This is a genomic window from Lysobacter firmicutimachus, from assembly GCF_037027445.1.
Classification (GTDB): domain Bacteria; phylum Pseudomonadota; class Gammaproteobacteria; order Xanthomonadales; family Xanthomonadaceae; genus Lysobacter; species Lysobacter firmicutimachus.
Window position 1 is genome coordinate 2,037,085 of record NZ_JBANDL010000002.1, and the last position, 23,974, is coordinate 2,061,058.

Consider the following 23,974-nt stretch of genomic DNA (forward strand, 5'->3'; position numbering starts at 1 on the left):
CAAACGGCGACCGGGGCGGCCCGGTCGCCGTGGGTTTGCCCCGGCTGGCGGCAACACAGCGTTGCCGCGGGCCCGCGCAGTGCCGTTCAGGCCTTGCGCAGGCGGCTGTGGCGGAAGCCGTACAGGAAGTAGACCAAGATCCCGACCGCGGTCCAGACCGCCATCAGCATCCAGTTGTGCGCGCTCATGGTCGACAGCAGGATCAGGCAGCTGACGATGCCGGCCAGGCAGATCGGCCAGGCGAACGGAATCCGGAACGGGCGCGGCAGGTCGGGCTGGGTGCGGCGCAGGATCAGCACGCCGGCGCAGACCGCGGCGAAGGCGATCAGGGTGCCCATCGAGGTCATGTCGCCGAGGATGTCGAGCGGGAACAGCGCCGCCAGCAGGGCGATGCCGATGCCGGTGATGACGGTATTGATGTGCGGGGTGCGGTACTTGGGATGGATCTTGGTGAACACCGGCGGCAGCAGGCCGTCGCGGGCCATGATCATGAAGATGCGCGGCTGGCCGATGATCATCACCAGCACCACCGAGGACAGGCCGACCAGGGCGCCGACCTCGACCACCACGCGCAGCCAGTTCAGCGCCGGATGGGCGGCGATCGCGGTGACCACCGGCTCGTCGGTGCCCAGGGTGGTGTAGGGCGCCAGGCCGGTCATGACCGCGGCCATGCCGATGTAGAGCACGGTGCAGATCGCCAGCGAGGCCATCATGCCGATCGGCATGTCCTTCTGCGGCTTGTGCGATTCCTGCGCCGCCACCGACACCGCCTCGAAGCCGATATAGGCGAAGAACACCATCGAGGCGCCGCGCAGCACGCCTTCCCAGCCGTATTTGCCGTGCCCTTGCGATTCGGGGATGAACGGGGTCCACAGCTCGGGGTTCACGTACTTCCAGCCGACCGCGATCACCAGCACGATCAGGCCCGACTTCAGCAACACCATCGCCATGTTCATGGCCGAGGATTTGCGGATGCCGACGTAGCACAGCCAGGTCAGCAGCAGCACGATCGCCGCCGCCGGCAGGTTGGCGATCGCGCCGGTCGGGCGCAGCTTGGCGTCCAGCGGCGCCTGCACCAGCGCCGCCGGCAGGGTGATGTCGAAGTGTTGCAACAAACTGAGGAAGTAGCCGGTCCAACTGACCGCCACCGCCGAGGCGGAGACGCCGTACTCCAGTATCAGCATCCAGCCGATGAACCAGGCCGAGAGTTCGCCGAGGGTGGCGTAGGTGTAGGTGTAGGCGCTGCCGGAGACCGGCACCATCGCCGCGAACTCGGCGTAGGCCAGGGCGCAGAAGGTGCAGCAGATCGCGGCCAGGACGAAGGACAGCATGATCGCCGGGCCGGCGTGTTCGGCCGCGGCCTTGCCGGTGATGACGAAGATGCCGCCGCCGATCACCGCGCCGATGCCGAGCGCGGTCAGGCCCCAGGGGCCGAGGGTGCGGTGCAGGCTGAGGCCGTCGGCGTCGCTGTGGGCAGCGTGCGGGTGTTTGGTCGCCCGGAGTTGTTCCAGCATGGGGTTCGTCCTGGTGTTGCGTGTGTCCGCGATCCGGATCCCCTGCGTCCCGTCATTCCCGTCAAGGCGGGAATCCGAAGACTTCGAAGTCGTGCCCCGGCGAAGCCCTGGAGTCCCGCTTTCGCGGGAACGACGGCTTCGAGGAGCGGGCCCGAACGGCGAGCCGGTCGCTGCGGTGGAAACGTCTGTGCGTGGAAAGGAAAAAGGCCGGCGGAAGGTGTCCGCCGGCCTCGAATCATGAATGCGCCGGGTTCAGGCCTTGCCGCCCGCCGCCCTGCGCAGCTTGCTGTGGCTGTAGCCGTAGAAGGCGTAGATCAGCAGGCCGATCACGGTCCAGCCGGTCATCAGGTGCCAGTGCTCCGAGAACGGCTTCCAGAACAGGTACAGGCAGGCCGCGGCGCCGAGCGGGCAAACCACCACGGCCAGCGGCACGCGGAACGGACGCGGCAGGTCGGGGCGGGTGTTGCGCAGGATCAGTACGCCGATGCAGACGGTGGCGAAAGCGAGCAGGGTGCCCATCGAGACCAGTTCGCCGAGCAGTCCGATCGGCAGCAGGCCGGCCAGGATGCAGGCGAACACGCCGACGATGATCGTGCCCATGTACGGGGTCTGGAACTTCGGATGGACCTTGGCGAACAGTTGCGGCAGCAGGCCGTCCTTCGCCATCGAATAGAAGATGCGCGGCTGGCCCATCAGCATCACCAGGATCACCGAGCTGAGGCCGGCGATCGCGCCGATCTCGACCGCGAGCTTGAGCCAGCCCAGCGCCGGATAGGCCTCCAGCGCGGTCGCCACCGGCTTCGGAGTGCTCAGCATGTGGTACGGCAGCAGGCCGGTCAGCACGCCGGAGACGATGATGTAGATGATGGTGCAGATCACCAGCGAGCCGAGGATGCCGATCGGCATGTCGCGCTGCGGGTTCTTGGCCTCGCCGGCGGCGGTGGAGACCGCGTCGAAGCCGATGTAGGCGAAGAACACCACCGAGGCGCCGCGGACGATGCCGTCGATGCCGTACTTGCCCGGGCCCTGGTTCTCCGGAATGAACGGCACCCAGTTGTCCGGGTTGACGTACTTCGCGGCGAAGGCCACGAACAGGGTGATCACCACGACCTTGATCGCGACGATGATCGAGTTGATGAAGGCCGACTGGGTGATGCCGACGTAGCACAGGCCGCTGAGCGCGGCGACGATCGCCACCGCCGGCAGATTGACCAGGCCGCCCGTGTAGACGATCGCGCCATCGACCACGTTCAGCGGCGCCGCCGACAGCGAGGTCGGCAGGCCGACGCCGAAACTGGTCAGCAGGCTGTTGAGGTAGCCCGACCAGCCGACCGCGACGGTCGAGGCGGCGAACAGGTACTCCAGGACCAGGTTCCAGCCGATGAACCAGGCCACGAACTCGCCCAGGGTGGCGTAGGAATAGGAGTAAGCGCTGCCCGAGACCGGCAGCATGGCCGAGAACTCGGCGTAGCACAGGCCGGCCAGGGCGCAGGCGAAGCCGGCGATGATGAAGCTCAGCACGATCGCCGGGCCGGCGTGTTCGGCGGCGGCGTGGCCGGAAAGGACGAAGATGCCGGCGCCGATGACCGCGCCGATGCCCAGCATCACCAATTGGGTCGCGGTCAGCGACCGTTTCAGCGTGGCTTCGCCTTCGAGGCTGCCCTCCACGGGCTCGCCGGCGTCCACGTGGCCGGCCGGCGCCACGGGCTTGGTGATGAACAGGCCTCTCGACATCGAACTCCCCTCTCTCTCGTAAGAAGTGATCTGAAGTGATCTGTGCCCGTCGTTCTGCGACGACGATGGATGACCGACTCCCGGAGCGGGGCGGCGGGCCACCTTAACCCAGTGCGGAAACGGGCGGCAAGCGGAGCCGGTCATGGCCTTTGCGGCGATAATCACGGTCCCGGCTCTGCGCCCTGTGCTTTTTTCGGTATGCCTGTGAAACATTCGGACTCGATCGGTCAGCTGCGTTCCAATCTCGACCTGTACGCGCGCCAATGGCCCGACGAAGCCGAACATACGCTGCCGTTTCTGGCCTTGCTCACCGAAGCCGACGGCGGAGAGACGGCGCCGGACGGCGCCACCGAACCCGGCGACCCCTTCCTGCGCGAGCGTCTGGCCGGCCATTTCACCGGCGGCGCCTGGCTGATCGACCGCGCCGGCCGGCGCGTGCTGCTGACCCACCATCGCAAGCTCGGCCGCTGGCTGCAGCTCGGCGGCCACGCCGACGGCGACCGCGACCTGGCCCAGGTCGCCCTGCGCGAGGCCGAGGAAGAGTCCGGCCTGACCGGACTGAGCGTGGAGCCGGAACTGTTCGACCTGGACCGGCACTGGATCCCGGCCCGCCACGAAGTCCCCGGGCACTGGCACTACGACCTGCGCTACGTGGTTCGCGCCGGCGACAACGAAGACTACGTGGTCAGCGAGGAATCGCTGGACCTGGCCTGGCGCGACATCGCCGAGCTGTTGGCCGACCCGACCAGCGACGAATCGATGCGGCGCATGGCGCGCAAGTGGCTGGCGCGGGGGTGAGGATCGCGGCCGGCCGCTGCGCCAGCGCCGCAGCGGCTCGCCTGTAGCAAGCGGCGGCGTCTGCCTGTAGGAGCGGCGTGGTTGCCCTGTAGGAGCGAGGTGGTTGTCCTGTAGGAGCGGCGTAAGCCGCGACCATCGCAGCGGTGTGCGATACCGCGTTCCCGTCCGCAGCGGCGGATCGACAAAAACACACCCGTTGTTGCCGCGTTGCCGGTCTTCGCCGGCGCCGCGCTTGCGTCCACCGCTTCGGCGGTCGCGGCTCACGCCGCTCCTACAAGGAAGCGGCGTCATCGGGGGTAGGAGCGACGCGAGTCGCGACCGCCATATTTCCAGCTTGGCCGTCCTCACCCCAAAGCGGCGTGGTCGCCTGTAGGAGCGGCGTAAGCCGCGACCATCGCAGCGGTGCGATACCGCGTTACCGTCCGCAGCGGCGGATCGACAAAAACTCACCCGTCGTTGCCGCGTTGCCGGTCTTCGCCGGGGCCCGCGCTTGCGTCCACCGCTTCGGCGGTCGCGGCTCACGCCGCTCCTACAAGGAAGCGGCGTCGTCAGGGGAGGAGCGACGCGAGTCGCGACCGCCATATTTCCAGTTTGGCCGTCTTCACCCCAAAGCGGCGTGGTCGCCTGTAGGAGCGGCGTAAGCCGCGACCATCGCAGCGGTGCGATATCGCGTTACCGTCCGCAGCGGCGGATCGACAAAAACTCACCCGTCGTTGCCGCGTTGCCGGTCTTCGCCGGCGCCGCGCTTGCGTCCACCGCTGCGGCGGTCGCGGCTCACGCCGCTCCTACGAGGAAGCGGCGTCATCAGGGGTAGGAGCGACGCGAGTCGCGACCGCCATATTTCCAGCTTGGCCGTCCTCACCCCAAAGCGGCGTGGTCGCCTGTAGGAGCGGCGTAAGCCGCGACCATCGCAGCGGTGTGCGATACCGCGTTACCGTCCGCAGCGGCGGATCGACAAAAACTCACCCGTCGTTGCCGCGTTGCCGGTCTTCGCCGGCGTCGCGCTTGCGTCCACCGCTTCGGTGGTCGCGGCTCACGCCGCTCCTACGAGGAGCGGCGTCATCAGGGGTAGGAGCGACGCGAATCGCGACCGCCATATTTCCAGCTTGGCCGTCCTCACCCCAAAGCGGCGTGGTCGCCTGTAGGAGCGGCGTAAGCCGCGACCATCGCAGCGGTGCGATACCGCGTTACCGTCCGCAGCGGCGGATCGACAAAAACTCACCCGTCATTGCCGCGTTGCCGGTCTTCGCCGGCGCCGCGCTTGCGTCCACCGCTGCGGCGGTCGCGGCTCACGCCGCTCCTACGAGGAGCGGCTTCGTCAAGGTAGGAGCGACGCGAGTCGCGACCGTCGTGTCGAACGGTCGCGTCGCAAAACCGGGTGCCGACGCTCAGCCCCGCCCGATCGCCGGATCGCTGACGCCCGGGCTGCCGTTCTCGGCATGGCCGGCGATGCGGCGCAGATAACGGGCATCGGTATCGCAAGTGACGCTGAAGTCGTACCAGCGCCGGCTGGTCGCCAGCGGCCAGTGATCGCGCACCCGTGCGCCCGGGGCGAGGTCGTAATGGCGTGCCGGCGCATCGCTGTAGTGGTTCGGGCGCAGGGTCAGGCGGCAGGCCGCGCGGCCGGTGTTGACGAATTCCAGGCTCAGCAGTTCGCCGATCGCATCGTGGCGCACGATCACTTCCGGATTGGCGCCGGTCGCCGACAGCGCCTTGTTCAGATCGCCGCGGAACTGCCGCAGGAATCCGTTCGGACCATAGGTTGCCAAGTCGTAAATGCCCTGAGTGTACTGGCGCGCGCTCCAGTAGTCCGACAGCGCGGTGTTCGCGTCCAGGGTGTAGTACCACGGCCCGTCGCTGCGATTGCCGGCGTACACGTTCAGGCAGGCGCCGGCGACACCGTCGTTGCCGAAATCCAGCCAGTAGCGGCCGCTGGAAGCTTCGATCCGCCCGTCCACGCGCAGCTCGTACGGCAGCGCCCGCGCAGGCCGCGCGCCACGCTCCTGGCGCGGCATCGACGGCTTGCTCGGCGGCTTGGGCGCGCTGAGCTTGCAACTGGCGTCGGCGCCGCTCATCGCGCCGGAAGTGTCCGGCAGGGTCGGCCACTGCGCATTGGGGTTGGCGAAATCGAACGCAGTGCTGAGATCGCCGGCGACGCTGCGGCGCCAGGCGCTGATGTTCGGTTCGGCGATGCCGAAGCGCGCTTCCAGGAAGCGCAGCACCGAAGTGTGGTCGAACACCTGCGAATTGACCCAGCCGCCCTTGCTCCACGGCGAGATCACGAACATCGGCACGCGGATGCCGAGCCCGACCGGGATGCCCTTGTAGTTTTCGGTCGCGGTGTCGACCGTGCTCTTGCCGAGGCTGGACGTGATCGCCGGCAGCGGCGGCGGAACGTGGTCGAAGAAGCCGCCGTTCTCGTCGTAGTTGATGATGAAGACGGTCTTGGACCAGACCTCGGGATTGGCCACCAGCGCCGCCAGCAGGCGCGCGGTCAGCGACTCGCCGTAGGCCGGGGTCGCTTCCGGATGCTCGCTCATGATGTAGGACGGCACGATCCACGACACCGCCGGCAGGGTGCCTTCGCGCACGTCCTTGGCGAACTCGGCGATCAGGTGTTCGCCGCGCGAGGTCTTGGCGTTGGTTTCGTTGGAGCCCGGGACGATGGCGCGGGCGCGCTTGTACAGCTCCGAAGCGGTGTCCAGCTTGCGGAACTTGGCGAAGTAGGCGAGCGAGTTGTCGCCGTAGTTGTCGTGCTCCTGGTACACCCGCCACGGGATGCCGGCGTTCTGCAGCCGTTCGGCGTAGGTGGTCCAGCGATGGCCGGCGAAGTTCGGGTTGTCGCGCGCCATGTCGCCGGTCCAGTTGCCGTCGTCGGCGTTGTTGACCGCCTGCGGCCCGAAGTCGCCGACGGTCATGCCGCTGGTGCCGGCGAACAGGTGCATGCGATTGGGATTGGTCGGGCCGTGGTGCGAGCAGTAATAGGCGTCGCAGACCGTGAACGCGTCGGCCAGGGCGTAGTAGAACGGCAGGTCCTCGCGGCGGAAGTGGCCCATGCACATCGAGCCCTTGGTCGCGACCCAGGCGTTGTAGTCCTTCCAGCGGGCGTGCGAGCCCTTCCAACTGTGGTCGATGTCGGCCATGCAATGCGCGGCGGTGCGCATGGTGTCGAGGTGGAACGGCAGCACCGGTTGCGGATTGGTCGCCGACTTGGGCTGCTCCCACACCGTCTTGCCGCCGGGCAGCGGAATCGGCCGCGGATCGTCGAAGCCGCGCACGCCGCGCAGCGCGCCGAGGTAATGATCGAAGGAGCGGTTCTCCTGCATCAGGATCACCACGTGCTGCACGTCCTGGATAGTGCCGGTGACACGCGCGGCCGGAGTGGCGAGCGCGGCGCGGATGGTGGGCGGCAGCAGGCTCAGCGCGGCGGCGGAGCCGGCGAGCTTGAGGAAATCGCGACGAGTGGAGGTGACCAAGGCCGGGCTCCTGGCTGGGCGGGCGGCGGGCTGCCGCGGGAAAAAGACTAGCCTGAGAGGCGCAGATTGCAGGTTCGTGGCAGCCCTGCGCGCGCGAGCGGGATCACGTTTCCGCAAGCCGCGGCGGATAATTTGGCCGCGAAATTCTGTGAATGCGGTCGCGCGAAGCGTTGGGCGGCTCTTGTAGGAGCGGCGTCAGCCGCGACCACCGCTGCGGTGATCGCGAGCGCGGCCGGCCGAAGCCCGGGCGGATGCGGCCGCCGGTTTCGCTAAGACGGGCGGGTCTGATGCTTCGGAAGGAGCGCGGTATCGCACCGCTTCGGCGGTCGCGGCTCACGCCGCTCCTACAAAGGCCGCTTGCGCCGCTGCGCCCCGGATGCGGCGCGGGCAGGCGGCGCATGGCTCAGTCGCGCAGCCACTTGGTCATCAGCCGGCGCGGATGCGCGCGGTAGCCCGCGCGCTCGTAGATGCCGCGGGCGTGGGCGTTGTCGTCGTTCACTTCCAGCCGCAAGGCGCCCAATCCTTCGGCCCGGCACAGGGCCTCGATCTCGGCCAGGGCGCGCTTGGCCAGCCCGCCGCCGCGGTGCGCCGGCAGCACGAACAATTCGTCGAGCAGGCCGTAGCGTCCGCCGAACTCCAGGCTGAAGCAGAAGCCGAGGACGAAATAGCCGGCTATCGCGCCGTCGCGCAGGATCAGCCGCAACCGGCCCGCGTTCGGGTCCGACACCAGGGTCAGCAGCGCCTGCCGCAGCGCCGGTTCGTTCCACGGCAGGTGCTCGACCGTGTAGAACTCGCGCAGTACCGGCATCAGCCGCTCCAGGTCGGCGGCGCCGGCGGCGGCGAAACGGTAGTCGGGGGCGGGGGAGGCGTCGTTCATGGCCACTCCTGGCTGCGGCCGTAGCGCGTCATCCACGCGGCGACGGACGGATCGGATCGGTACTCGGCGCGAAGCGCGTCCCAGCGCGCGCGTTCGTCGCGGCGTCGCTGCTCGGCCTCGCGCGACAGGGCCTCCATGGCCTGCGCGTCGGAGGGCTCGCCGCCGGAGAAGTCGAGGTTGTGCTCGTGCGCGATGACGAATTCGCGCAGTTCGTGCGGCAAGCCGCACCAGCCGCCGGCATGGCCGGCTTCGATGCGCGGCGGCGTCTGGCAGCCCGCGCCGGCGTCCGCGCCGAGGCGCGAGCACCCGGCCGCCAGCGCGAGCGCGCCGGCGGCCCACAGCGCGATCTCAGTCCGCACGGCCGGCGAACTCGCCGGTGGTGGTGTTGACCAGCACGCGTTCGCCGTTGCCGATGTATTCCGGCACCATGATTTCGATGCCGGTCGACAGCTTGGCCGGCTTCGGGCGCTTGGTCGCGGTACCGCCCTTGAGCTCCGGCGGGGTCTCGATCACTTCGATCGCCACGCTCTGCGGCAGCTGCAGCGCCACCGGCTGGTCGTCGATGATCTGCACGTAGCAGCCCGACAGGTCCCCGACGATGTAGCCGGCAGCGTCGCCGACCACGTCGGCATCGAGCGTATAGGGGGTGTAGTCCTCGTCGTCGAGGAACACGAAGGCGTCGCCGTCCTTGTACGAGAAGGTCGCCTGGCGACGGCTCAGCTCGACTTCCTTGAGCTCGTCTTCGGCGCCGACGCTGAGGTCGAACTTGGTGCCGCCCGGCACCGAGTACATGGTGAAGCGGTACTTCACGTTGCCGCCGCGGCCCTGCGGCGAGCTGCGTTCGATATCGCGCACCTGGTACACGGTGTTGTTGTGTTCGACCACGTTACCTTTTTTGACGTCGTAGGCTTTCATCGTTGTTCGGAATTCGAGATTGGGGATTCGGGGTTGGCAAAAGCGGAGGGGGACGCCGGGCGGAGCGGGGATCGCTTTGCCGATCCCGAATTCCCAAACCCGAATCCCGGCCTCGCTTACTTCGGCGCCAGCCGGGTAGCGCCGTCCAGGCGGATGGTCTCGCCGTTGAGGTAGCGGTTGCCGAGGATGTAGCCGACCAGGTCGGCGAATTCTTCCGGGCGGCCCAGGCGCGAGGGGAAGGGGATCGAGGCCGACAGCGACTGCTGCACCGATTCGGGCATGCCGTCGACCATCGGGGTCCAGAAGATGCCCGGAGCGACGGTCATCACCCGGATGCCGAAGCGCGACAGTTCGCGCGCCATCGGCAGGGTCATGCCGACCACGCCGCCCTTCGAGGCCGAGTAGGCGGCCTGGCCGATCTGGCCTTCGTAGGCCGCGACCGAGGCGGTGTTGACGATCACGCCGCGCTCGCCGTCTTCGCCGGCTTCGTTGTGCTGCATCAGGTTGGCCGCGGCCTTGGCGACGTTGAAGCTGCCGACCAGGTTGACCATCACCGTGCTCTGGAACTGGCCCAGCGGCATCGGCGCTTCCTTGCCCAGCACGCGGCCGGCGCCGAGGATGCCGGCGCAGTTGATCGCCGCGTTCAGCCCGCCCAGGAACTCGCGCGCGGCCGCCAGGTTGGCCGCGACCCCGGCCTCGTCGGTGACGTCGGTGCGGAAATAGCGCGCCTTGTCCGCGCCCAGCGCCGCCACGGCTTGCGCGCCCTTGTCGTCGTTGACGTCGAACAGGGCGACCTTGCCGCCACGGGCGACCAGGTGCTGGGCCACGGCCAGGCCGAGGCCGGAGACGCCGCCGGTGACGACGGCGCGGGCGTTTTCGAGTTGCATGGGCGGTTCCTGAAGGCGGAAAGCCGCCATTCTAAAGGAGCCGGGGTATCGGCGCCGACCGCGGCCGGCGGCCGCGGACGCGGTCAGACCGTGCGCAAGTACCAGGTATGGCTGCCCGCCAGCTCCGCGTAACCCATCGGCGCGTCCAGCAACTGGAAGCTGTTGGCCTCCAGCAGCCGCTGCGCCTCGCTCATGCGGTCCAGCAATTCGACGTAGCACTGCGTATAGCCGTAGCCGCGCGCGGTCAGCAGGCACTTGTCGAGCAGGGCCTGGCCCAGGCCGATGCCGCGCACCGACGGCAGCAGGTAGAACTTGCGCAGCTCGCAGATGCGCTCGTCGCCGCCGAGCAGCGGCGCGATGCCGGCGCCGCCGCCGAGCTTGCCGTCGCGTTCGACCAGGAAGTAGGCGCTGCGCGGGCGGCTGTAACTGCGCTGCATCGCGTCCAGTTCCGGGTCGCTGATCGCGGCCGCGCCGAACTCCGCCTGCACCTGGCGGGCGATCGCGGCCAGCGCGGCATCGTCGCGGGGCAGGATCGAGCGCAACTGGACGCCGGGCGGCAGGGCCATGCGATAACTCTGTGTCGGGGACCGGTGCACATCCTCGCTCAGGACGGGGCCGATGCGAAGATGCCGGTAGCCGCATCGGGACTCGGCGCCGGGAGGGCGCAGGCGCTGCGGAGCCGGTTGTACAGTAACGGCCGGCGCCCGGACCGCCCGTCGGCAGGGTCAAGGGGCATGGATCGCAAGCCAAGGAGAGATCGTATGAGGAAGCTGGCCTGTCGGGCCGCGGGACTGCTGCTGTCGGCGTTGCTCGTCCAGCAGGCCCATGCCGACCAGGGGTGTCCGGAAGGGCTGAGTCCGATCGGCCGGGCGCCCGGACCGATCTGCGTCCCCACGCCGGGTTACGGAAACGGCCCGGTGCAGCGCGCGGCGCCGCCGCGCACCGCACCGGCGACCATGCCCGCGATCACCATGATGCCTACGCCGCAGCGCCTGCGGTTCTTCGGCGTGCACGTCAGCGATCCGGCGCGTTCGCAGTTGTACTCGTCCAACTACTCGCTGGACGTCGCCAAGGCCTCCAGCCTGGCGCTGGACTACTGCCGCCAGCAGACCGGGCAGGAATGCGTAGTGCTCGGCTCGTTCGTCGATCAATGCCAGTCGATCGTGATCGACAAGGCGCGCAAGACCTACCGCGGCCTGGACCTGATTCCGCGCGTGGCCGCGCGCACCGCCATGGCCGAGTGCCAGCGCGGTACCCGCTCCGGCGAGTGCCGCTTGTGGCGCCTGCCGCTGTGCAGCGGCTCGGACTACAGCGGCGGCAATTTCATCGGCGAGGACAACGGCCGCACGCCCGAGCAGATCGCCGAGGAGATCGCGACCATGACCCGCGAACTGTCGGCCGAGTTGGCCGCGGACGGCGGTTGAGTCTCGCCCTGCCGCCGAGCGCGGCGCAACGCCCAGGACGCCGATCAAGACCCATGGACCCCGCCAAGCATATCGACGCCGTCGTCGCTTCAGGACTGGCCCCGCTGCTGAAATCTCACGGCTTCGCCAAGGCCGGCCGCAGCTTCCACCGCCGACACGGCGATCGCTGGCAGGTGGTGAACGTCCAGGCCAGCAGCGGCAACAGCGCCGCGCAGGCGCGCTTCACCCTCAATCTGGGCCTGTACATCCCCGAGATCGAGGTGTTGGCTGGAAACGCTCCGCTGGCCGGCAAGCCCAAGGAGTACGAGTGCACCCTGCGCGAGCGCATCGGCGCGCTGATGCCGCAGGCCCGCGACCATTGGTGGACGCTCGCGCCCGACAGCGACCCGGCGCTGCTGGCGCCCGAACTGGCCGACGCCTTCGCGGCCCACGGCTTGCCTTGGCTGGAGGGCTATGCCGATCTGGCCAAGGTCGCCGCACGGCTGGCCGAGGCGCCGACGATCCTGGCCGCGGCGGCGGCGCTGGCGGCCGGCGACCGCGAGGCGGCGGCACGCCGGATCGAACACATGAAGGCCGACCGGCCGCGGGCGACGGCGGTGGCGGACGCGTGGGCGGCCAAGCACCTGACGGCTTGAGTCCGATGCCCGCACCCGGGGGCGGAACGGCAGCGATATTTACGGAGCACGGATGAGTCGGGCGGAATGGTCTACTGCGGTGTTGCGGGTGTTCGGCGACGACCTGGACCCCGATGAAGTCAGCACGCTGCTTGGCAGCAGCCCGAGCAGTTCGGCGCGCAAAGGCGACCGGCTGGTCAACGCGGCCACCGGGCGGGTGCGTATCCTCAAGACAGGCCGCTGGAGCCTGAGCGCCGTGGACAACAGGCCTGAAAACATCGAAGCGCAGATCTTCACGATCCTCGGCGGCGTGACCGACGACCTGGCGGTCTGGCGCTCGCTGGGGGAGCGCTACCGAGTGGACCTGTTCTGCGGAGTGTTCATGGAAAGCGGCAACGACAATCTGCGGCTTTCGCCCCAAGCGCTGCTCGCGCTGGGGCAGCGCGGAATCGAGCTGGAACTGGACATTTACGATCCGGCAGACGAAGCAGCGGCACAGCCGCATTGAGTCGGGCGACGGACGAGATCGCATCTTGACGCATATACCCACAGCCAAGGAAAAGGACCGTTTCGAGCGGCTCCAGCTCAGCGTCGGCCAGATGCCGCGATGCGCATTGAGCGAAGGGGCGTTCGCTACCGGCGAACACCATCGCCAGCGCGATCCCGACACTGTCTTCGCGCGGCTGCGATACCCCCGTCCTCAGGCGATACGCGCCTTGCGCGAACGCAGTCGTCCGGCCCTATGAACCTGCACTGGAAAGACCTGGAGACCGATGGCGGCCAGTGGTTCGGCCTGGCCCTGCAGTGCAGGATGGACGACGGCCGCCATCGCAAGCCGCCGTTGCACCTGGAGAGCGGCGACAACGGCCGGATCCGGCTGGTGCAGGAGTGCGCGGGCAGCGATGAATCGGTAGTGCGCTTCTGGGCGACGCTGCTGAGCGACTACGAGGGCGTTTATTGGCTGCGCGGCGCCGACGAGGCGCCGGCGCCAGTGCCGGCGTCGACGCTGGATTCGGCGATCGTCGAGCGGCATGCGGCGTTGCCGCAGGCGCAACGCCTGCCCGGATGGAGCCGGGTGTTCGCGCAGGCGCTGGCCGAGGGCCCGGCCTCGTTCCTGTACCCGGGGCTGTGGGTGTTGATGGCGATGCGCCCCAAGCCCGGAACCTGGACGTTCGAAACCGAGCCCCTGCGCCGGGCGCAAGCGAGCTGGTGGCTCGAGGATGCTCGCGACGCCTTGCGCGAAGACCCGCTGTTCTTCATCGACTGGTGGCACGGACGCTACCCGCTGCTGAACCTGCGCGCGCCGGCCGCGGTCGACGACGGCCGGCTCAAGTGGTGGCGCAAGAAGGCGCGCGAGGAGGCGTTGCCGCCGGTGCTGCTGTGGTATCTGAGCTGCCTCAACGGCTATGTCATCGTCGACGGCCATCTGCGTCTGCAGGCGGCCTTGCTCGAGGATCGGCCGCCGTCGTTTCTGGTCGCCTATTCGGCCTACGAACAGGCGGTGCGGCCCGATCCGGCCGCGCAACGCGCGATTCTCGATTCCTACGAGCGCCACGCCCGCGAGTTGGCGCTGAGGCTGCCGCAGCGTCGGCCGATCGGCACCGACTCGATCAACGCCACCCTGATCGCGGCGTTCGACGACCGGCCGCTGCTGTTGCCGCGCAGCTACGGCTGGGCCACGCGCCGGCCGGAAGCGCAATGGCTGGACGAGGTCCGGGCTCGGCTGGCGGCGATCGGGCGCAGCGAGGCGATGGACGAGTTCGCGGCGCGTTGACCGGCCGTCGCGGCGTGTGCCGGGTCGCGTAGGCCCGGGCTCAGTTCGTACGGCTCAGGTAGTAATCGCGCAGGTCCCCCGGCGACAAGCCGGGAGCGAACAAGAAGCCCTGGCCGATGCCGACGCCCAGCTCGCGCAGGAAGCCGCGCTGGCGTTCGGTCTCGATGCCCTCGGCGACCAGGCCCAGGCCCAGGCTGCGGGCGATGCCGGTGACGGCCTGGCAGACGGCGACGTCGGATTGGTTGTCGGGCACGCCCTGGACGAACAACTGGCTCAGCTTGAGGCCGTGGATCGGCAGGCGGCGCAGGTAGTTGAGCGCGCTGTAGCCTTCGCCGAAATCGTCGATCGACAGGTGCACGCCGAGTTCGCGCAGGCGGGCGAAAGTGCGCACCGTGTCGGGCGCGTCCTCGATCAGCACCCGTTCGGTGAATTCCAGCTCCAGCGCGCTGCCGGGCAGGCCGTGTTCGGACAACGCCGCGGCGACGTTGCTGGCGAGGTCGTCGCCGAGGAACTGGCGGTAAGAGACGTTGACCGCGACGCGTTCGACCCGCAGGCCTTCGTCGCGCCAGCGGCGCAGTTGGCGGCAGGCCTCGTGCAGCACCCAGCCGCCGATGCCGACGATGTCGCCGGTGGTTTCGGCATGGCCGATGAAGCGGTCCGGGCGCATTTCGCCCAGCGAGCGGTTGCGCCAGCGGATCAGCGCTTCGACCGCGATCACCCGGCCGTCGCCGAGGTCGACCTGCGGTTGGTAGACCAGATGGAACTCGTCGTTGTGCACCGCGCGGCGAAGGTGGGTTTCCAGTTGCAGGCGGTGCAGCTGCTGTTCGGCCAGTTCCGGAGTGAAGGCCTGCCAGCTGTTGCGGCCGCGGCGTTTGCTGTCGTACATGGCCACGTCGGCGCTTTGGATCAGCTGTTGCGCGGTGCGGCCGTCGAGGGGCGCCTGGGCGATGCCGATGCTGGCGGTGATGCTGAACTCTTCGCCGTCGACGCGGAAGCTGTCGCCGAAGCTTTCCAGGATCGCGTCGGCGATGCGTTCGGCGCGCAGCGGCTCGCCGTCGAGCGGGCACACCACCAGGAATTCGTCGCCGCCGAAGCGGGCGATCTGCGCCGGATCGTTGCCGATGGCCTGGCGGATGCGGCGCGCGGCCGAGGCCAGCAGGCGGTCGCCGGCGGCATGGCCCAGCACGTCGTTGACCACCTTGAAGCGATCCAGGTCGATGTACAGCACCGCCAGCGGCGATTGCGGGAAGGTGTCCAGGCGTTGTTCGAGCTCGGCTAGCACCGCGTCGCGGTTGAGCAGGCCGGTCAGCGGATCGCTGCGCGCCTGGATGCGCAGGTGTTCTTCTTCCTGCTTGCGCTCGGTGACGTCCTGCAGGGTGCCGGTCAGCACTTGGCCGACCGGATCGCCGGCGCCGGCGTCGCCGATCACCCGCACCCAGAACACGCTGCCGTCCGGGCGCACGCCCTGCAGCTCCAGATCGAGCCCGCGGCCGCCGCCGACGCTGCGGTCGAGGTGGCTGCGCAAGCGATGGCGGTCCATCGGGCGCAGGCAGTCGAGCAATTCCTCGATGGTGGTCGGCACGACTTCGCGGCCGAGAATGCGCGCGGCTTCGTCGGTCAGATACAGGCTGTCGCGGCCGGCGTCCCACTCCCAGCCGCCGATGTGGGCCAGGGCCTGGGCGCGGTCGAACAGCGCGCTGTCGCGCTTGAGCGCGGTGACGTTGGAGAACAGTGCGAACACCTGGTTCGGCCGGTCGCCGCCGGGCGGGAACTTCGGCACCGCGGTCACCGACAGCCAGATCAGTTCGTGGCGGTTGCGGTGGTACAGGCCGAGCACGGTGCTCTCGACCACGCGCCCGGTTTCCAGGGCGATGCGCGAGGGGTATTGCGTGGGCGGCAGCTCGCGGCCGCGCTCGTCGATCACCATCCAATGGCCGGAGCGCAACTCGTCGACGATGCTGTCGCCGCTGTGCAGCGACAGCAGCCGCATCGCCGCGCTGTTGGCGTAGACGATGCGCAGGCCGTCGTCCTGCACGATCACGCCGCGGTCGATCAGTTCGACCAGCTCGCGGAAGCGCAGCTCGGCGTCCTGGCGGGTGCTCAGGTCGCGGGCGACCGCGATGATCCGGCGCTGGCCCTCGTGGACGAACGCGGCCGAATGCACCTCCACGGGGAAGCGGGTGCCGTCGCCGCGCTTGTTGGTGACCTCGATGACGTAGGTCTCGCCGCGGTTGAGGGATTCCCACACCGGGACCAGGTGGTCCTGCGGCAGCTCCGGATTGAGCACGTGGATCGGCTGGCCGAGGATGTCTTCGCGCACCCGCCGGTGCGCATGCGTGCCCTGGCGGTTGATCTCGATCACCGTGCCTTCTTCGTCGAGCACCGTGACCAAGTCGGGGATCGAGTCGAACAGGGCGCGGTACAGGCAGCGGTGTTCGGCATCGCCGCCGCGCGCGCGCAGCGCGGCCGCGGCTTCGGCGAGCAGGGCGCGCAGCGCCGGGTCGAGTTTGGGGTCCTGCTGCGCCCGCTCCAGCGCCGCCAGGACCCGCGCCGGATCGTCCGTGCGGCTCGGCGGCGGCTCCGGCGCGGGCGCGTCGCGCTTCACGCCGCCGCCAGAGCCTTGCCGACCTTGCTGCCGGTTTCGCGGCCGAGCAGGCCGGCCAGCCAGCGCCCGGTCCGGGCCAGCGCATCCAGGTCGATGCCGGTGTCGATGCCCAGGCCGTGCAGCATATAGACCACGTCCTCGCTGGCGACATTGCCGCTGGCGCCCTTGGCGTAGGGGCAGCCGCCGGTGCCGGACACGGCCGAGTCGACCACCGCCACGCCTTCCTCCAGGCAGGCGAGGATGTTGGACAGGGCCTGGCCGTAGGTGTCGTGGAAATGCACCGCCAGCGCCGCGACCGGCACTTCGGCGGCGACCGCCCTGAACATCGCCCGCGCCTTGCCCGGCGTGCCTATGCCGATGGTGTCGCCGAGCGAGATCTCGTAGCAGCCCATGTCGGACAGCGCGCGCGCCACCCGCACCACGTCGGCGACCGGCACCGCGCCCTGGTAAGGGCAGCCGAGCACGGTGGAGACGTAGCCGCGCACCGCCACGCCGTCGGCCTTGGCCCGCGCCAGCACCGGCGCGAAGCGTTGCAGGGACTCGTCGATGCTGGCGTTGATGTTCTTCTGGTTGAAGGCTTCCGAGGCCGCGGTGAACACCGCGATTTCCTCCACCCCGACCGCGCGCGCGCGTTCGTAGCCTTGCTCGTTCGGCACCAGCACCGGGTAGCGCACGCCGGGGCGGCGGGCGATGCCGGCGAACACTTCGGCCGCGTCGGCCAACTGCGGCACCCACTTGGGGCTGACGAAGCTGGTCGCCTCGATGCTGCGCAGTCCGGTCGCGGACAGGCGGTCGATCAGGGCGATCTTGTCGGCGGTCGCGATCGGGGTCTTTTCGTTCTGCAGTCCGTCGCGGGGACCGACTTCGACGATGCGTACGGCGGAGGGCTGAGTCACGGATGTTCCTTGGATGGGACGCGTTGCAGCGACATGGCTTTGGCGCGCGTGTCGTATAGCAGATCGGTGTGCCGGGCGAGCGTGGCGCGCAGGCGCTCGGCGTCGCCCTGGACGAGGGCGAAGCGGTCCTCCAGTTTGCGCCCATCGAGCTCGCCGCGGGCGATCGCGGCCAGTGCGCGTTGCGAATCGGGCAGCCAGGCACTGATGCGGCCGTCCTCGATGCGATACAAGACCAGGAACACTGCGCCGGCCGGCGCCGCGCCGGTCAGGCTGCGGCCTTCGGCGCCGATCGCGCGTTCGGCTTCGGCCGGAGACAGCACGATGTAGCGGTCTTCGCCGATCGCGAAGCCGGTCAGGTCCAGCGCGACCGGACGCTCGCGCAGGCCGGGCCAGTCTTCGGTGTGGCAGCGCGCATCGATGCGGAGGGTTTTGTCGATGCCTTCCGCGCGCAGGCGCCAGTGCCCGGGCAGGTCGCGGTCGCAGCGGCGTTCGGCCACCGGGCTGCGCTCGAAGGCGACGCAGCCGGCGCACAGCGCCAGCGCGGCGAGCACAAGCGGGCGCAGGGCGCGCGCGGCGGCGGACATTGGCTCGACGGTCGGGGCGAGGGCGTCGGCGGCGCGGCGTTGCCGAGGATCGGACGGCCTTCGACCGGGCCCTGGTCGCCGATCTGGGGTGGGTCGCAGGGCAGGGCGGCCGAAGGCGGCCGTTCGGCGACCGCGCAGCCGTTCCAGGCCGGCGGTGAGCGCAAGACTCAGGATCGGATACCGAAGCATGCGAGATCCCTCTTGGCGATGCGAGGCCGGTGCGCCGAGCGGCGCCGGCGGGACGGCCCCGGCGCTCCAGCCGGGGCCTCCATCATTGCGGAAATTTCGATAGCGGTCGATGTTGCGCCGCCGTACGGTCCGCTCAGGCCGGGGCCAGGGTCGCCAGCACCGCGTCGGCCTCGACGAAATCGCCGGCCGCGGCGCGCACCTCGGCGATCACGCCGGCGCGCGGCGCCTTCAGGCTCAGCTCCATCTTCATCGCCTCGATCACCAGCACTTCCTGGCCGGCCTCCACGGCATCGCCCGGCGCGGCCTTGACCACCACTACCCGGCCCGGCATCGGCGCGTTGACGTTGTTGCCGGAGCCGGCGGCGGCGCCCTGTTCGTGGCGGTACATCGGCACCGATTCCAGGCGCAGTCGGCGTTCGCCGTCGTGCAGCACCAAGCGGGCGCCGTCGCCGAGCGTGCGCAACCGGCGCGCGCGGCCGTCGATGCGCAGGCTCAACTCGTCGCCGTGCAGGCGCGCGCCTTCGATGCGATGAGTGCCGTCGGCGCCGGCCAGTTCGATGCGGTAGTCGCCGGCGCTGCCGTGCGCCTGCAGCTCCAGGCGCTGTTCGCGGCTCAGGAAGGCCAGGCTGCGACGGCCGCCGTGACCGAGCCGCCAACCGTCGGCGACCGCCCAGGGCGAGCCCGGGTCGTTGGAGGCCGCAGCGTCCTGGCGAGTGCGGCGCTCCTGCGCCAGCAGCTCGCATACCGCCGCGCCGAGCAGCAGGTCGCGCTCGCCGGCGTCGTCGCGGTGCGCGGCGGGCATGAACTCGTCGAGATGGCGGTCCAGGTAGCCGGTGTCGATGGTGCCCTCGACCACCGCCGGATGCCGCGCCAGGCGCTCGAGGAATTCGATATTGGACTTCGGCCCGGCGATCTCGCACTGCGCCAGCGCCGCGCGCAACCGCGCCAATGCGCGCGGCCGGTCGGCGTCGGCGACGATCAGCTTGGCGATCATCGGGTCGTAGAAGATGGTCACCGTATCGCCTTCGACCACGCCCGAGTCCAGGCGCACGTGCGCATCGGCCGCCGGCAGGCGCAGGCGTTCGAGCTTGCCCGAGCCGGGCAGGAAGCCGGCTTCCGGGTCCTCGGCGTACAGCCGCACTTCGATCGCGTGGCCGCGCTGGACGATGGCGTCCTGGGCCAGTGGCAACGGTTCGCCGGCGGCCACGCGCAGCTGCCATTCGACCAGGTCCACGCCGGTCACCCATTCGGTCACCGGATGCTCGACCTGCAGGCGGGTGTTGATCTCCATGAAGTAGAAACCGCCGTCCTGGCCGACGATGAACTCGACCGTGCCGGCGTTGACGTAATCGATCGCGCGACCGGCCTGGACCGCGGCGGCGCCCATCTGCGCGCGCAGCTCGGCGCTGAGGAAGGAGGAGGGCGACTCCTCCAGCACCTTCTGGTAGCGGCGCTGGGCCGAGCACTCGCGTTCGTTGAGATGGATCACTTCGCCGCGGTTGTCGCCGAAGATCTGGATCTCGATATGGCGCGGACGCTCGACGTAGCGCTCCAGCAGCACCCGGTCGCGGCCGAAGGCGTTGCGCGCCTCGCGCTGGCAGCTCTCCAGATTGGCGGCGAATTCGCCCGCTTCGCGCACGATGCGCATGCCCTTGCCGCCGCCGCCGTGGGCGGCCTTGATCATCAGCGGATAGCCGATGCGGTCGGCCTCGCGCTGCAGCAGCGCCGGGTCCTGGTCGGCGCCGGTGTAGCCCGGCACCACCGGCACGCCGGCGGCCTGCATCAGTTCCTTGGCCCCGGACTTGCTGCCCATCTTGCGCATCGACGCCGCCTTGGGGCCGATGAAGGCGATGCCGGCGGCCTCGACCGCGTCGGCGAAGTCGGCGTTCTCGCTGAGAAATCCGTAGCCGGGGTGGATGGCTTGCGCGCCGCTGCGCCGCGCGACCTCGATGATCGCGTCGCCGCGCAGGTAGCTGTCGGCCGGGCGCGGGCCGCCGATCGGATAGGCCTCGTCGGCCTGGCGCACGTGCTGGGCGTCGGCGTCGGCCTCGGAATACACCGCGACGGTGCGGATGCCGAGCTGGCGGCAGGTGCGGATCACGCGACAGGCGATCTCGCCGCGGTTGGCGATCAGGATCTTTTCGAACATGGCAGGCCGCAGGTCGGGGCGCAGCGAGGCGCGTGGTCGGGAGCCGCGGCGCCGGGGGGCGGACGCGATCCGGCGATTTTCGCCGATGCGGCGGCCTCGTGTCGCCCCGGCGTGGGCGAATGCGTCGCCGTCGGCGTGCGTACGTAGCGGTATGCGCGTGCGCTCAGGCGTCCGCGCGGGACGCCCTGGCGCGTAGCGGGCTCAGCGCGCCCAGTTCGGCTTGCGCTTGTCGAGGAAGGCGCTCAGGCCTTCCTGGCCTTCGGCGGACACCCGCAGCGCGGCGATCAGCGCGGCGTTGTCGGCGTCCAGGCGCGCGCCGTCGCGTTCGCCGGCGACCCGGCGCACCAGCTGCTTGGCTTGCGCGGCGGCGCGCGGGCCGGCCTTGAGCAGCTGTTCGACCTGGCGCGCGACCGCGGCGTCGAGCTGATCCTCGTCGACCAGCTCGTGCAGCAGGCCGATGCGCAGCGCGGTGGCGGCGTCGAAGATTTCGGCGGTGGCGAACCAGCGTCGCGCCTGGCGCGCGCCGATGGCTTCGATGACGTAGGGCGAGATCACCGCCGGCAGCAGGCCGAGCTTGCTCTCGGTCAGGCCGAACTTGGCCGCCGGCGCGGCGATGGCGATGTCGCAGCAGGCGACCAGGCCGACCCCGCCGCCGAAGGCCGCGCCCTGGACCCGGGCCACGGTCGGCTTGGGCAGCTCGTTGAGGGTGCGCATCAGCCGCGCCAGGGCCAGCGCGTCCTCGCGATTCTCGGCCTCGCCGGCGGCGGCCATGCCGCGCATCCAGTGGAGGTCGGCGCCGGCCGAGAACGAGGCGCCTTCGCCTTCGATCACCACCACCCGCACCTCGTCGTCGCCCGCGGCGGCGTCCAGGGCGCCGGTCAGCGCGGCGATCAGCATGGCGTCGAAGGCGTTGTGCAGCTCGGGACGGTTCAGGCGCAGGCGGGCGACAGGGCCCTCGCGCAGGCTCAGCAGCGGATGGGTCATCGGGCGGGGGAGTTGATTGGAGTTGGCGAATGATACCGTTCAGCTTGCCGGCTCCGCCCCTGTCCGTTGTACCAGTGCTAGAATGAGAACAATTCCCATTTGGGTCGCCACCTCCTTCCTGGAAGCCGCCTCTTGAAGCTGTCCGAACTGCCGCGCCGTACTGCGGCCACGGTCGAGTCCGTCGATGATCAGGTTCCCAACGACACCATTGCCAGGCGCTTGCGCGAACTCGGATTCGTCGCCGGCGAGCGGGTGGAAGTGATGGCGGCCGGTCCGATCGCCGCCGAGCCGCTGCTGGTGCAGGTCGGCTACACCCGTTTCGCCCTGCGCCGCACCGAAGCGGCGCGAGTGCGGGTGCGGCTGGAGCCGCCGGCATGAGCGCGATCGCCGCCGAGGCCGGCGCCATGCCCGCGACCGCACCGATGCGGGTGGCCCTGGTCGGCAACCCCAACTGCGGCAAGACCGCGCTGTTCAACCTGCTGACCGGCAGCCGGCAGAAGGTCGCCAACTACGCCGGCGTCACCGTCGAGCGCAAGGAAGGCCGGCTGCACGCGCCGTCCGGGCGCAGCTATGCCGTGCTCGACCTGCCCGGCGCCTACAGCCTCAGCGCGGCCAGCCTCGACGAGGCGGTGACCCGCGACGTGCTGCGCGGTTTCTACCCGGGCGAGCCGGCGCCGGACGTGCTGCTGTGCGTGGTCGATGCGACCAACCTGCGCCTGCACCTGCGCTTCGCCCTGGAGCTGCGCGAGCTCGGCCGGCCGATGCTGGTGGCGATCAACATGATGGACGCGGCCAAGCGCCGCGGCATCGACATCGACCTGGCCGCGCTGGAACGCGAGCTCGGCGTGCCGGTGGTGCCGACGGTCGCGGTCAAGCGCGACGGCGCGCGCGAGCTGGTGGCCCTGCTGGACCGGATCGCGGTCGCGCCGCGCGAACCGCACGAGCCGCGCGTGCGCCTGGCCGAGGGCGCCGACCTGCACGCCGAAACCCGGCGTCTGCTCGAGCTGACCGTGCGCATGCCGACCCGCACCGCGCGCATCGACGACGCGCTCGACCGCTGGCTGCTGCATCCGGTGCTGGGCCTGGTGTCGTTGGCGGTGGTGATGTTCCTGATCTTCCAAGCGGTGTACGCCTGGGCCACGCCGTTGATGGACGGGATCGAGGCGCTGACCGCGTGGACCGGCGAGCGAGCCGGCGCGCTGTTGCCCGACGGGCCGCTGCGCAGCCTGCTGGTCGACGGCGTCATCGCCGGCCTCGGCGGCGTGGTGGTGTTCCTGCCGCAGATCCTGATCCTGTTCGCTTTCATCCTGGCGCTGGAAGAGTCCGGCTACCTGCCGCGCGCGGCCTTCCTGCTCGACCGCATGATGGCCGGCGCCGGCCTGTCGGGGCGTTCGTTCATCCCGCTGCTGTCGAGCTTCGCCTGCGCGATCCCCGGGATCATGGCCACGCGTTCGATCCAGGACCCGCGCGACCGCCTCGCCACCATCCTGGTGGCGCCGCTGATGACCTGCTCGGCGCGGCTGCCGGTGTACGCGCTGCTGATCGGCGCTTTCATTCCGCAGCGCCAGGTCTGGGGCCTGCTCAACCTGCAGGGCCTGGTCCTGTTCGGCCTGTACATGGCCGGCATCCTCAGCGCGCTGGCGGTGTCGTGGGTGATGAAGAAGTGGCGCCGCGACAAGAGCGAGCATGCGCTGCTGCTGGAGCTGCCGTCGTACCGCGTTCCCAATCCGCGCGATCTGCTGATCGGCCTGTGGGAGCGGGCCTGGATCTTCCTGCGCCGGGTCGGCGGCATCATCCTGGCCCTGACCATCCTGCTGTGGTTCCTGCTGTCGTTCCCGGGCGCGCCGGAAGGCGCCACCGCGCCGGCGATCGACTACAGCTTCGCCGGCCGCATCGGCCACGCGATGACCGCGGTGTTCGCGCCGATCGGCTTCAACTGGCAGATCTGCATCGCCCTCATTCCGGGCTTGGCCGCGCGCGAAGTGGCGGTGTCCTCGCTGGCCACCGTCTACGCGCTGTCGGCGCCGGACGACGAAGCCGCGGCGCAGGCGCTGACCCCGATCATCACCGACACCTGGTCGCTGGCGACCGCGCTGGCCCTGCTGGTGTGGTTCATCTACGCGCCGCAGTGCATTTCCACCCTGGCCACCATCCGCCGCGAGACCAATTCGTGGAAGCAGGTGGGGATCGCCGCCGGGTATCTGTTCGCGCTGGCGTATCTGGCCTCGCTGCTGACCTATCAGGTCGCGGTCTGGCTGGGAGCGGGTTGAGCGATGGACCCGGGGCTGTTCGCGCAATACGTGGTGATCGCGATCGCGGTCGCGGTCAGTGCGGCCGTGGTCGCGCGCAAGCAGTTCCCCGGCGGCGTGCGTCGCCTGCGCATCGCCTGCGCTCTGCCGCTGGTGCGCGAGGGGCGGCCGGGCTGGATGCGCAAGCTCGGCCGGCGCATCGCCCCGGCGCCGCGCGCGAGCGGCCCGAACTGCGCCGGCTGCGACAACTGCGGCCCTTCCGGCTGACGCCGCTCGGCCCGCCGGCGCCGAACGATTGCGCGCCG

General features: G+C 69.9%; 21 protein-coding genes. 8 read left to right on the forward strand and 13 right to left on the reverse strand.

The features are described 5' to 3' along the window. Positions 1–86: 86 nt before the first annotated feature. Together V2J18_RS08980 and V2J18_RS08985 are read right to left on the reverse strand one after the other, a co-directional pair. Positions 87–1,514 (reverse strand): amino acid permease, encoded by a 1,428-nt coding sequence (locus tag V2J18_RS08980; RefSeq protein ID WP_064749680.1) that lies wholly within the window; start codon positions 1,512–1,514, stop codon positions 87–89. A 252-nt stretch (positions 1,515–1,766) separates the two neighbouring features. Next, positions 1,767–3,248 carry an amino acid permease gene (locus V2J18_RS08985; RefSeq protein WP_064749681.1) on the reverse strand — a complete coding sequence of 494 codons (1,482 nt, stop codon included), beginning with the start codon at positions 3,246–3,248 and terminating at the stop codon, positions 1,767–1,769. A 198-nt stretch (positions 3,249–3,446) separates the two neighbouring features. Here V2J18_RS08985 and V2J18_RS08990 point away from each other — a divergent pair, with 198 nt between their 5' ends. Beyond that, complete coding sequence (locus V2J18_RS08990) at positions 3,447–4,046, forward strand: NUDIX hydrolase (RefSeq protein ID WP_425605977.1); 600 nt, start codon at positions 3,447–3,449, stop codon at positions 4,044–4,046. 1,388 nt (positions 4,047–5,434) lie between these two features. Here the strand turns inward: V2J18_RS08990 and V2J18_RS08995 are convergent. From V2J18_RS08995 to V2J18_RS09020, 6 genes are all read right to left on the reverse strand, one after another. Further along, positions 5,435–7,522 carry a phosphocholine-specific phospholipase C gene (locus tag V2J18_RS08995; protein ID WP_336131596.1) on the reverse strand — a complete coding sequence of 696 codons (2,088 nt, stop codon included), beginning with the start codon at positions 7,520–7,522 and terminating at the stop codon, positions 5,435–5,437. A gap of 403 nt (positions 7,523–7,925) precedes the next feature. Then, positions 7,926–8,399, reverse strand: coding sequence for a GNAT family N-acetyltransferase (locus tag V2J18_RS09000; RefSeq protein WP_079248342.1), 474 nt, complete (start codon positions 8,397–8,399; stop codon positions 7,926–7,928). Continuing rightward, positions 8,396–8,758 carry a hypothetical protein gene (locus V2J18_RS09005; protein WP_336131597.1) on the reverse strand — a complete coding sequence of 121 codons (363 nt, stop codon included), beginning with the start codon at positions 8,756–8,758 and terminating at the stop codon, positions 8,396–8,398. Before V2J18_RS09005 ends, V2J18_RS09000 begins: the two co-directional genes overlap by 4 nt. Beyond that, positions 8,748–9,314, reverse strand: coding sequence for an elongation factor P-like protein YeiP (gene yeiP, locus V2J18_RS09010; protein WP_064748202.1), 567 nt, complete (start codon positions 9,312–9,314; stop codon positions 8,748–8,750). Before yeiP ends, V2J18_RS09005 begins: the two co-directional genes overlap by 11 nt. A 116-nt stretch (positions 9,315–9,430) precedes the next feature. Further along, positions 9,431–10,201 carry an SDR family NAD(P)-dependent oxidoreductase gene (locus V2J18_RS09015; protein WP_064748203.1) on the reverse strand — a complete coding sequence of 257 codons (771 nt, stop codon included), beginning with the start codon at positions 10,199–10,201 and terminating at the stop codon, positions 9,431–9,433. Positions 10,202–10,284: 83 nt separating this feature from the next. Continuing rightward, positions 10,285–10,767, reverse strand: a complete 483-nt coding sequence (locus V2J18_RS09020; protein ID WP_064748204.1) for a GNAT family N-acetyltransferase — start codon at positions 10,765–10,767, stop codon at positions 10,285–10,287. Between the two features lie 195 nt (positions 10,768–10,962). Between V2J18_RS09020 and V2J18_RS09025 the strand changes: the two genes are divergently transcribed. From V2J18_RS09025 to V2J18_RS09040, 4 genes are all read left to right on the forward strand, one after another. Then, complete coding sequence (locus V2J18_RS09025) at positions 10,963–11,625, forward strand: DUF4189 domain-containing protein (RefSeq protein ID WP_064748205.1); 663 nt, start codon at positions 10,963–10,965, stop codon at positions 11,623–11,625. A gap of 53 nt (positions 11,626–11,678) precedes the next feature. Further along, the gene (locus tag V2J18_RS09030; protein WP_064748206.1) at positions 11,679–12,260 is read left to right on the forward strand and encodes a DUF4304 domain-containing protein; all 582 of its coding nucleotides are present in this window, start codon (positions 11,679–11,681) and stop codon (positions 12,258–12,260) included. Between the two features lie 52 nt (positions 12,261–12,312). After that, positions 12,313–12,747 (forward strand): DUF4279 domain-containing protein, encoded by a 435-nt coding sequence (locus V2J18_RS09035; protein WP_064748207.1) that lies wholly within the window; start codon positions 12,313–12,315, stop codon positions 12,745–12,747. 234 nt (positions 12,748–12,981) lie between these two features. Then, positions 12,982–14,013 (forward strand): hypothetical protein, encoded by a 1,032-nt coding sequence (locus V2J18_RS09040; RefSeq protein WP_336131598.1) that lies wholly within the window; start codon positions 12,982–12,984, stop codon positions 14,011–14,013. Positions 14,014–14,053: 40 nt separating this feature from the next. Here V2J18_RS09040 and V2J18_RS09045 read toward each other — a convergent pair whose 3' ends face one another. The 5 genes from V2J18_RS09045 to V2J18_RS09065 form a co-directional block, all read right to left on the reverse strand. After that, the gene (locus tag V2J18_RS09045) at positions 14,054–16,618 is read right to left on the reverse strand and encodes a sensor domain-containing protein (protein WP_336131599.1); all 2,565 of its coding nucleotides are present in this window, start codon (positions 16,616–16,618) and stop codon (positions 14,054–14,056) included. Then, a complete protein-coding gene (locus tag V2J18_RS09050) occupies positions 16,615–17,514 on the reverse strand; it encodes a hydroxymethylglutaryl-CoA lyase (RefSeq protein ID WP_336131600.1) in 900 nt (299 codons plus the stop codon). The genes V2J18_RS09045 and V2J18_RS09050 overlap by 4 nt, the downstream gene beginning before the upstream one ends. Beyond that, a complete protein-coding gene (locus tag V2J18_RS09055; RefSeq protein ID WP_064748211.1) occupies positions 17,511–18,098 on the reverse strand; it encodes a hypothetical protein in 588 nt (195 codons plus the stop codon). The genes V2J18_RS09050 and V2J18_RS09055 overlap by 4 nt, the downstream gene beginning before the upstream one ends. 322 nt (positions 18,099–18,420) lie before the next feature. Next, positions 18,421–20,436: an acetyl/propionyl/methylcrotonyl-CoA carboxylase subunit alpha gene (locus V2J18_RS09060; protein WP_336131601.1), complete on the reverse strand. Its 2,016-nt coding sequence runs from the start codon at positions 20,434–20,436 to the stop codon at positions 18,421–18,423. A gap of 201 nt (positions 20,437–20,637) precedes the next feature. Then, positions 20,638–21,420: an enoyl-CoA hydratase-related protein gene (locus V2J18_RS09065; protein ID WP_336131602.1), complete on the reverse strand. Its 783-nt coding sequence runs from the start codon at positions 21,418–21,420 to the stop codon at positions 20,638–20,640. A 132-nt stretch (positions 21,421–21,552) separates the two neighbouring features. On the opposite strand from V2J18_RS09065, the gene V2J18_RS09070 reads away from it, so the two are divergent. The 3 genes from V2J18_RS09070 to V2J18_RS09080 are packed head-to-tail and all read left to right on the forward strand — an operon-like array spanning position 21,553 to position 23,936. Beyond that, positions 21,553–21,798 carry a FeoA family protein gene (locus V2J18_RS09070; protein ID WP_064748214.1) on the forward strand — a complete coding sequence of 82 codons (246 nt, stop codon included), beginning with the start codon at positions 21,553–21,555 and terminating at the stop codon, positions 21,796–21,798. Next, positions 21,795–23,690 carry a ferrous iron transporter B gene (feoB, locus tag V2J18_RS09075; RefSeq protein WP_261370121.1) on the forward strand — a complete coding sequence of 632 codons (1,896 nt, stop codon included), beginning with the start codon at positions 21,795–21,797 and terminating at the stop codon, positions 23,688–23,690. The genes V2J18_RS09070 and feoB overlap by 4 nt, the downstream gene beginning before the upstream one ends. Positions 23,691–23,693: 3 nt before the next feature. Further along, positions 23,694–23,936, forward strand: coding sequence for a DUF6587 family protein (locus V2J18_RS09080; protein ID WP_336131603.1), 243 nt, complete (start codon positions 23,694–23,696; stop codon positions 23,934–23,936). The last annotated feature ends 38 nt before the right edge of the window (positions 23,937–23,974 follow it).

Coding starts and splice junctions, on each gene's coding strand:
- V2J18_RS08980 (WP_064749680.1), bottom strand. CDS start 1,514: ATGCTGGAACAACTCCGGGCGACCAAACACCCGCACGCTGCCCACAGC.
- V2J18_RS08985 (WP_064749681.1), bottom strand. CDS start 3,248: ATGTCGAGAGGCCTGTTCATCACCAAGCCCGTGGCGCCGGCCGGCCAC.
- V2J18_RS08990 (WP_425605977.1), top strand. CDS start 3,447: ATGCCTGTGAAACATTCGGACTCGATCGGTCAGCTGCGTTCCAATCTC.
- V2J18_RS09000 (WP_079248342.1), bottom strand. CDS start 8,399: ATGAACGACGCCTCCCCCGCCCCCGACTACCGTTTCGCCGCCGCCGGC.
- yeiP (WP_064748202.1), bottom strand. CDS start 9,314: ATGAAAGCCTACGACGTCAAAAAAGGTAACGTGGTCGAACACAACAAC.
- V2J18_RS09015 (WP_064748203.1), bottom strand. CDS start 10,201: ATGCAACTCGAAAACGCCCGCGCCGTCGTCACCGGCGGCGTCTCCGGC.
- V2J18_RS09020 (WP_064748204.1), bottom strand. CDS start 10,767: ATGGCCCTGCCGCCCGGCGTCCAGTTGCGCTCGATCCTGCCCCGCGAC.
- V2J18_RS09025 (WP_064748205.1), top strand. CDS start 10,963: ATGAGGAAGCTGGCCTGTCGGGCCGCGGGACTGCTGCTGTCGGCGTTG.
- V2J18_RS09030 (WP_064748206.1), top strand. CDS start 11,679: ATGGACCCCGCCAAGCATATCGACGCCGTCGTCGCTTCAGGACTGGCC.
- V2J18_RS09035 (WP_064748207.1), top strand. CDS start 12,313: ATGAGTCGGGCGGAATGGTCTACTGCGGTGTTGCGGGTGTTCGGCGAC.
- V2J18_RS09040 (WP_336131598.1), top strand. CDS start 12,982: ATGAACCTGCACTGGAAAGACCTGGAGACCGATGGCGGCCAGTGGTTC.
- V2J18_RS09055 (WP_064748211.1), bottom strand. CDS start 18,098: ATGTCCGCCGCCGCGCGCGCCCTGCGCCCGCTTGTGCTCGCCGCGCTG.
- V2J18_RS09060 (WP_336131601.1), bottom strand. CDS start 20,436: ATGTTCGAAAAGATCCTGATCGCCAACCGCGGCGAGATCGCCTGTCGC.
- V2J18_RS09065 (WP_336131602.1), bottom strand. CDS start 21,420: ATGACCCATCCGCTGCTGAGCCTGCGCGAGGGCCCTGTCGCCCGCCTG.
- feoB (WP_261370121.1), top strand. CDS start 21,795: ATGAGCGCGATCGCCGCCGAGGCCGGCGCCATGCCCGCGACCGCACCG.
- V2J18_RS09080 (WP_336131603.1), top strand. CDS start 23,694: ATGGACCCGGGGCTGTTCGCGCAATACGTGGTGATCGCGATCGCGGTC.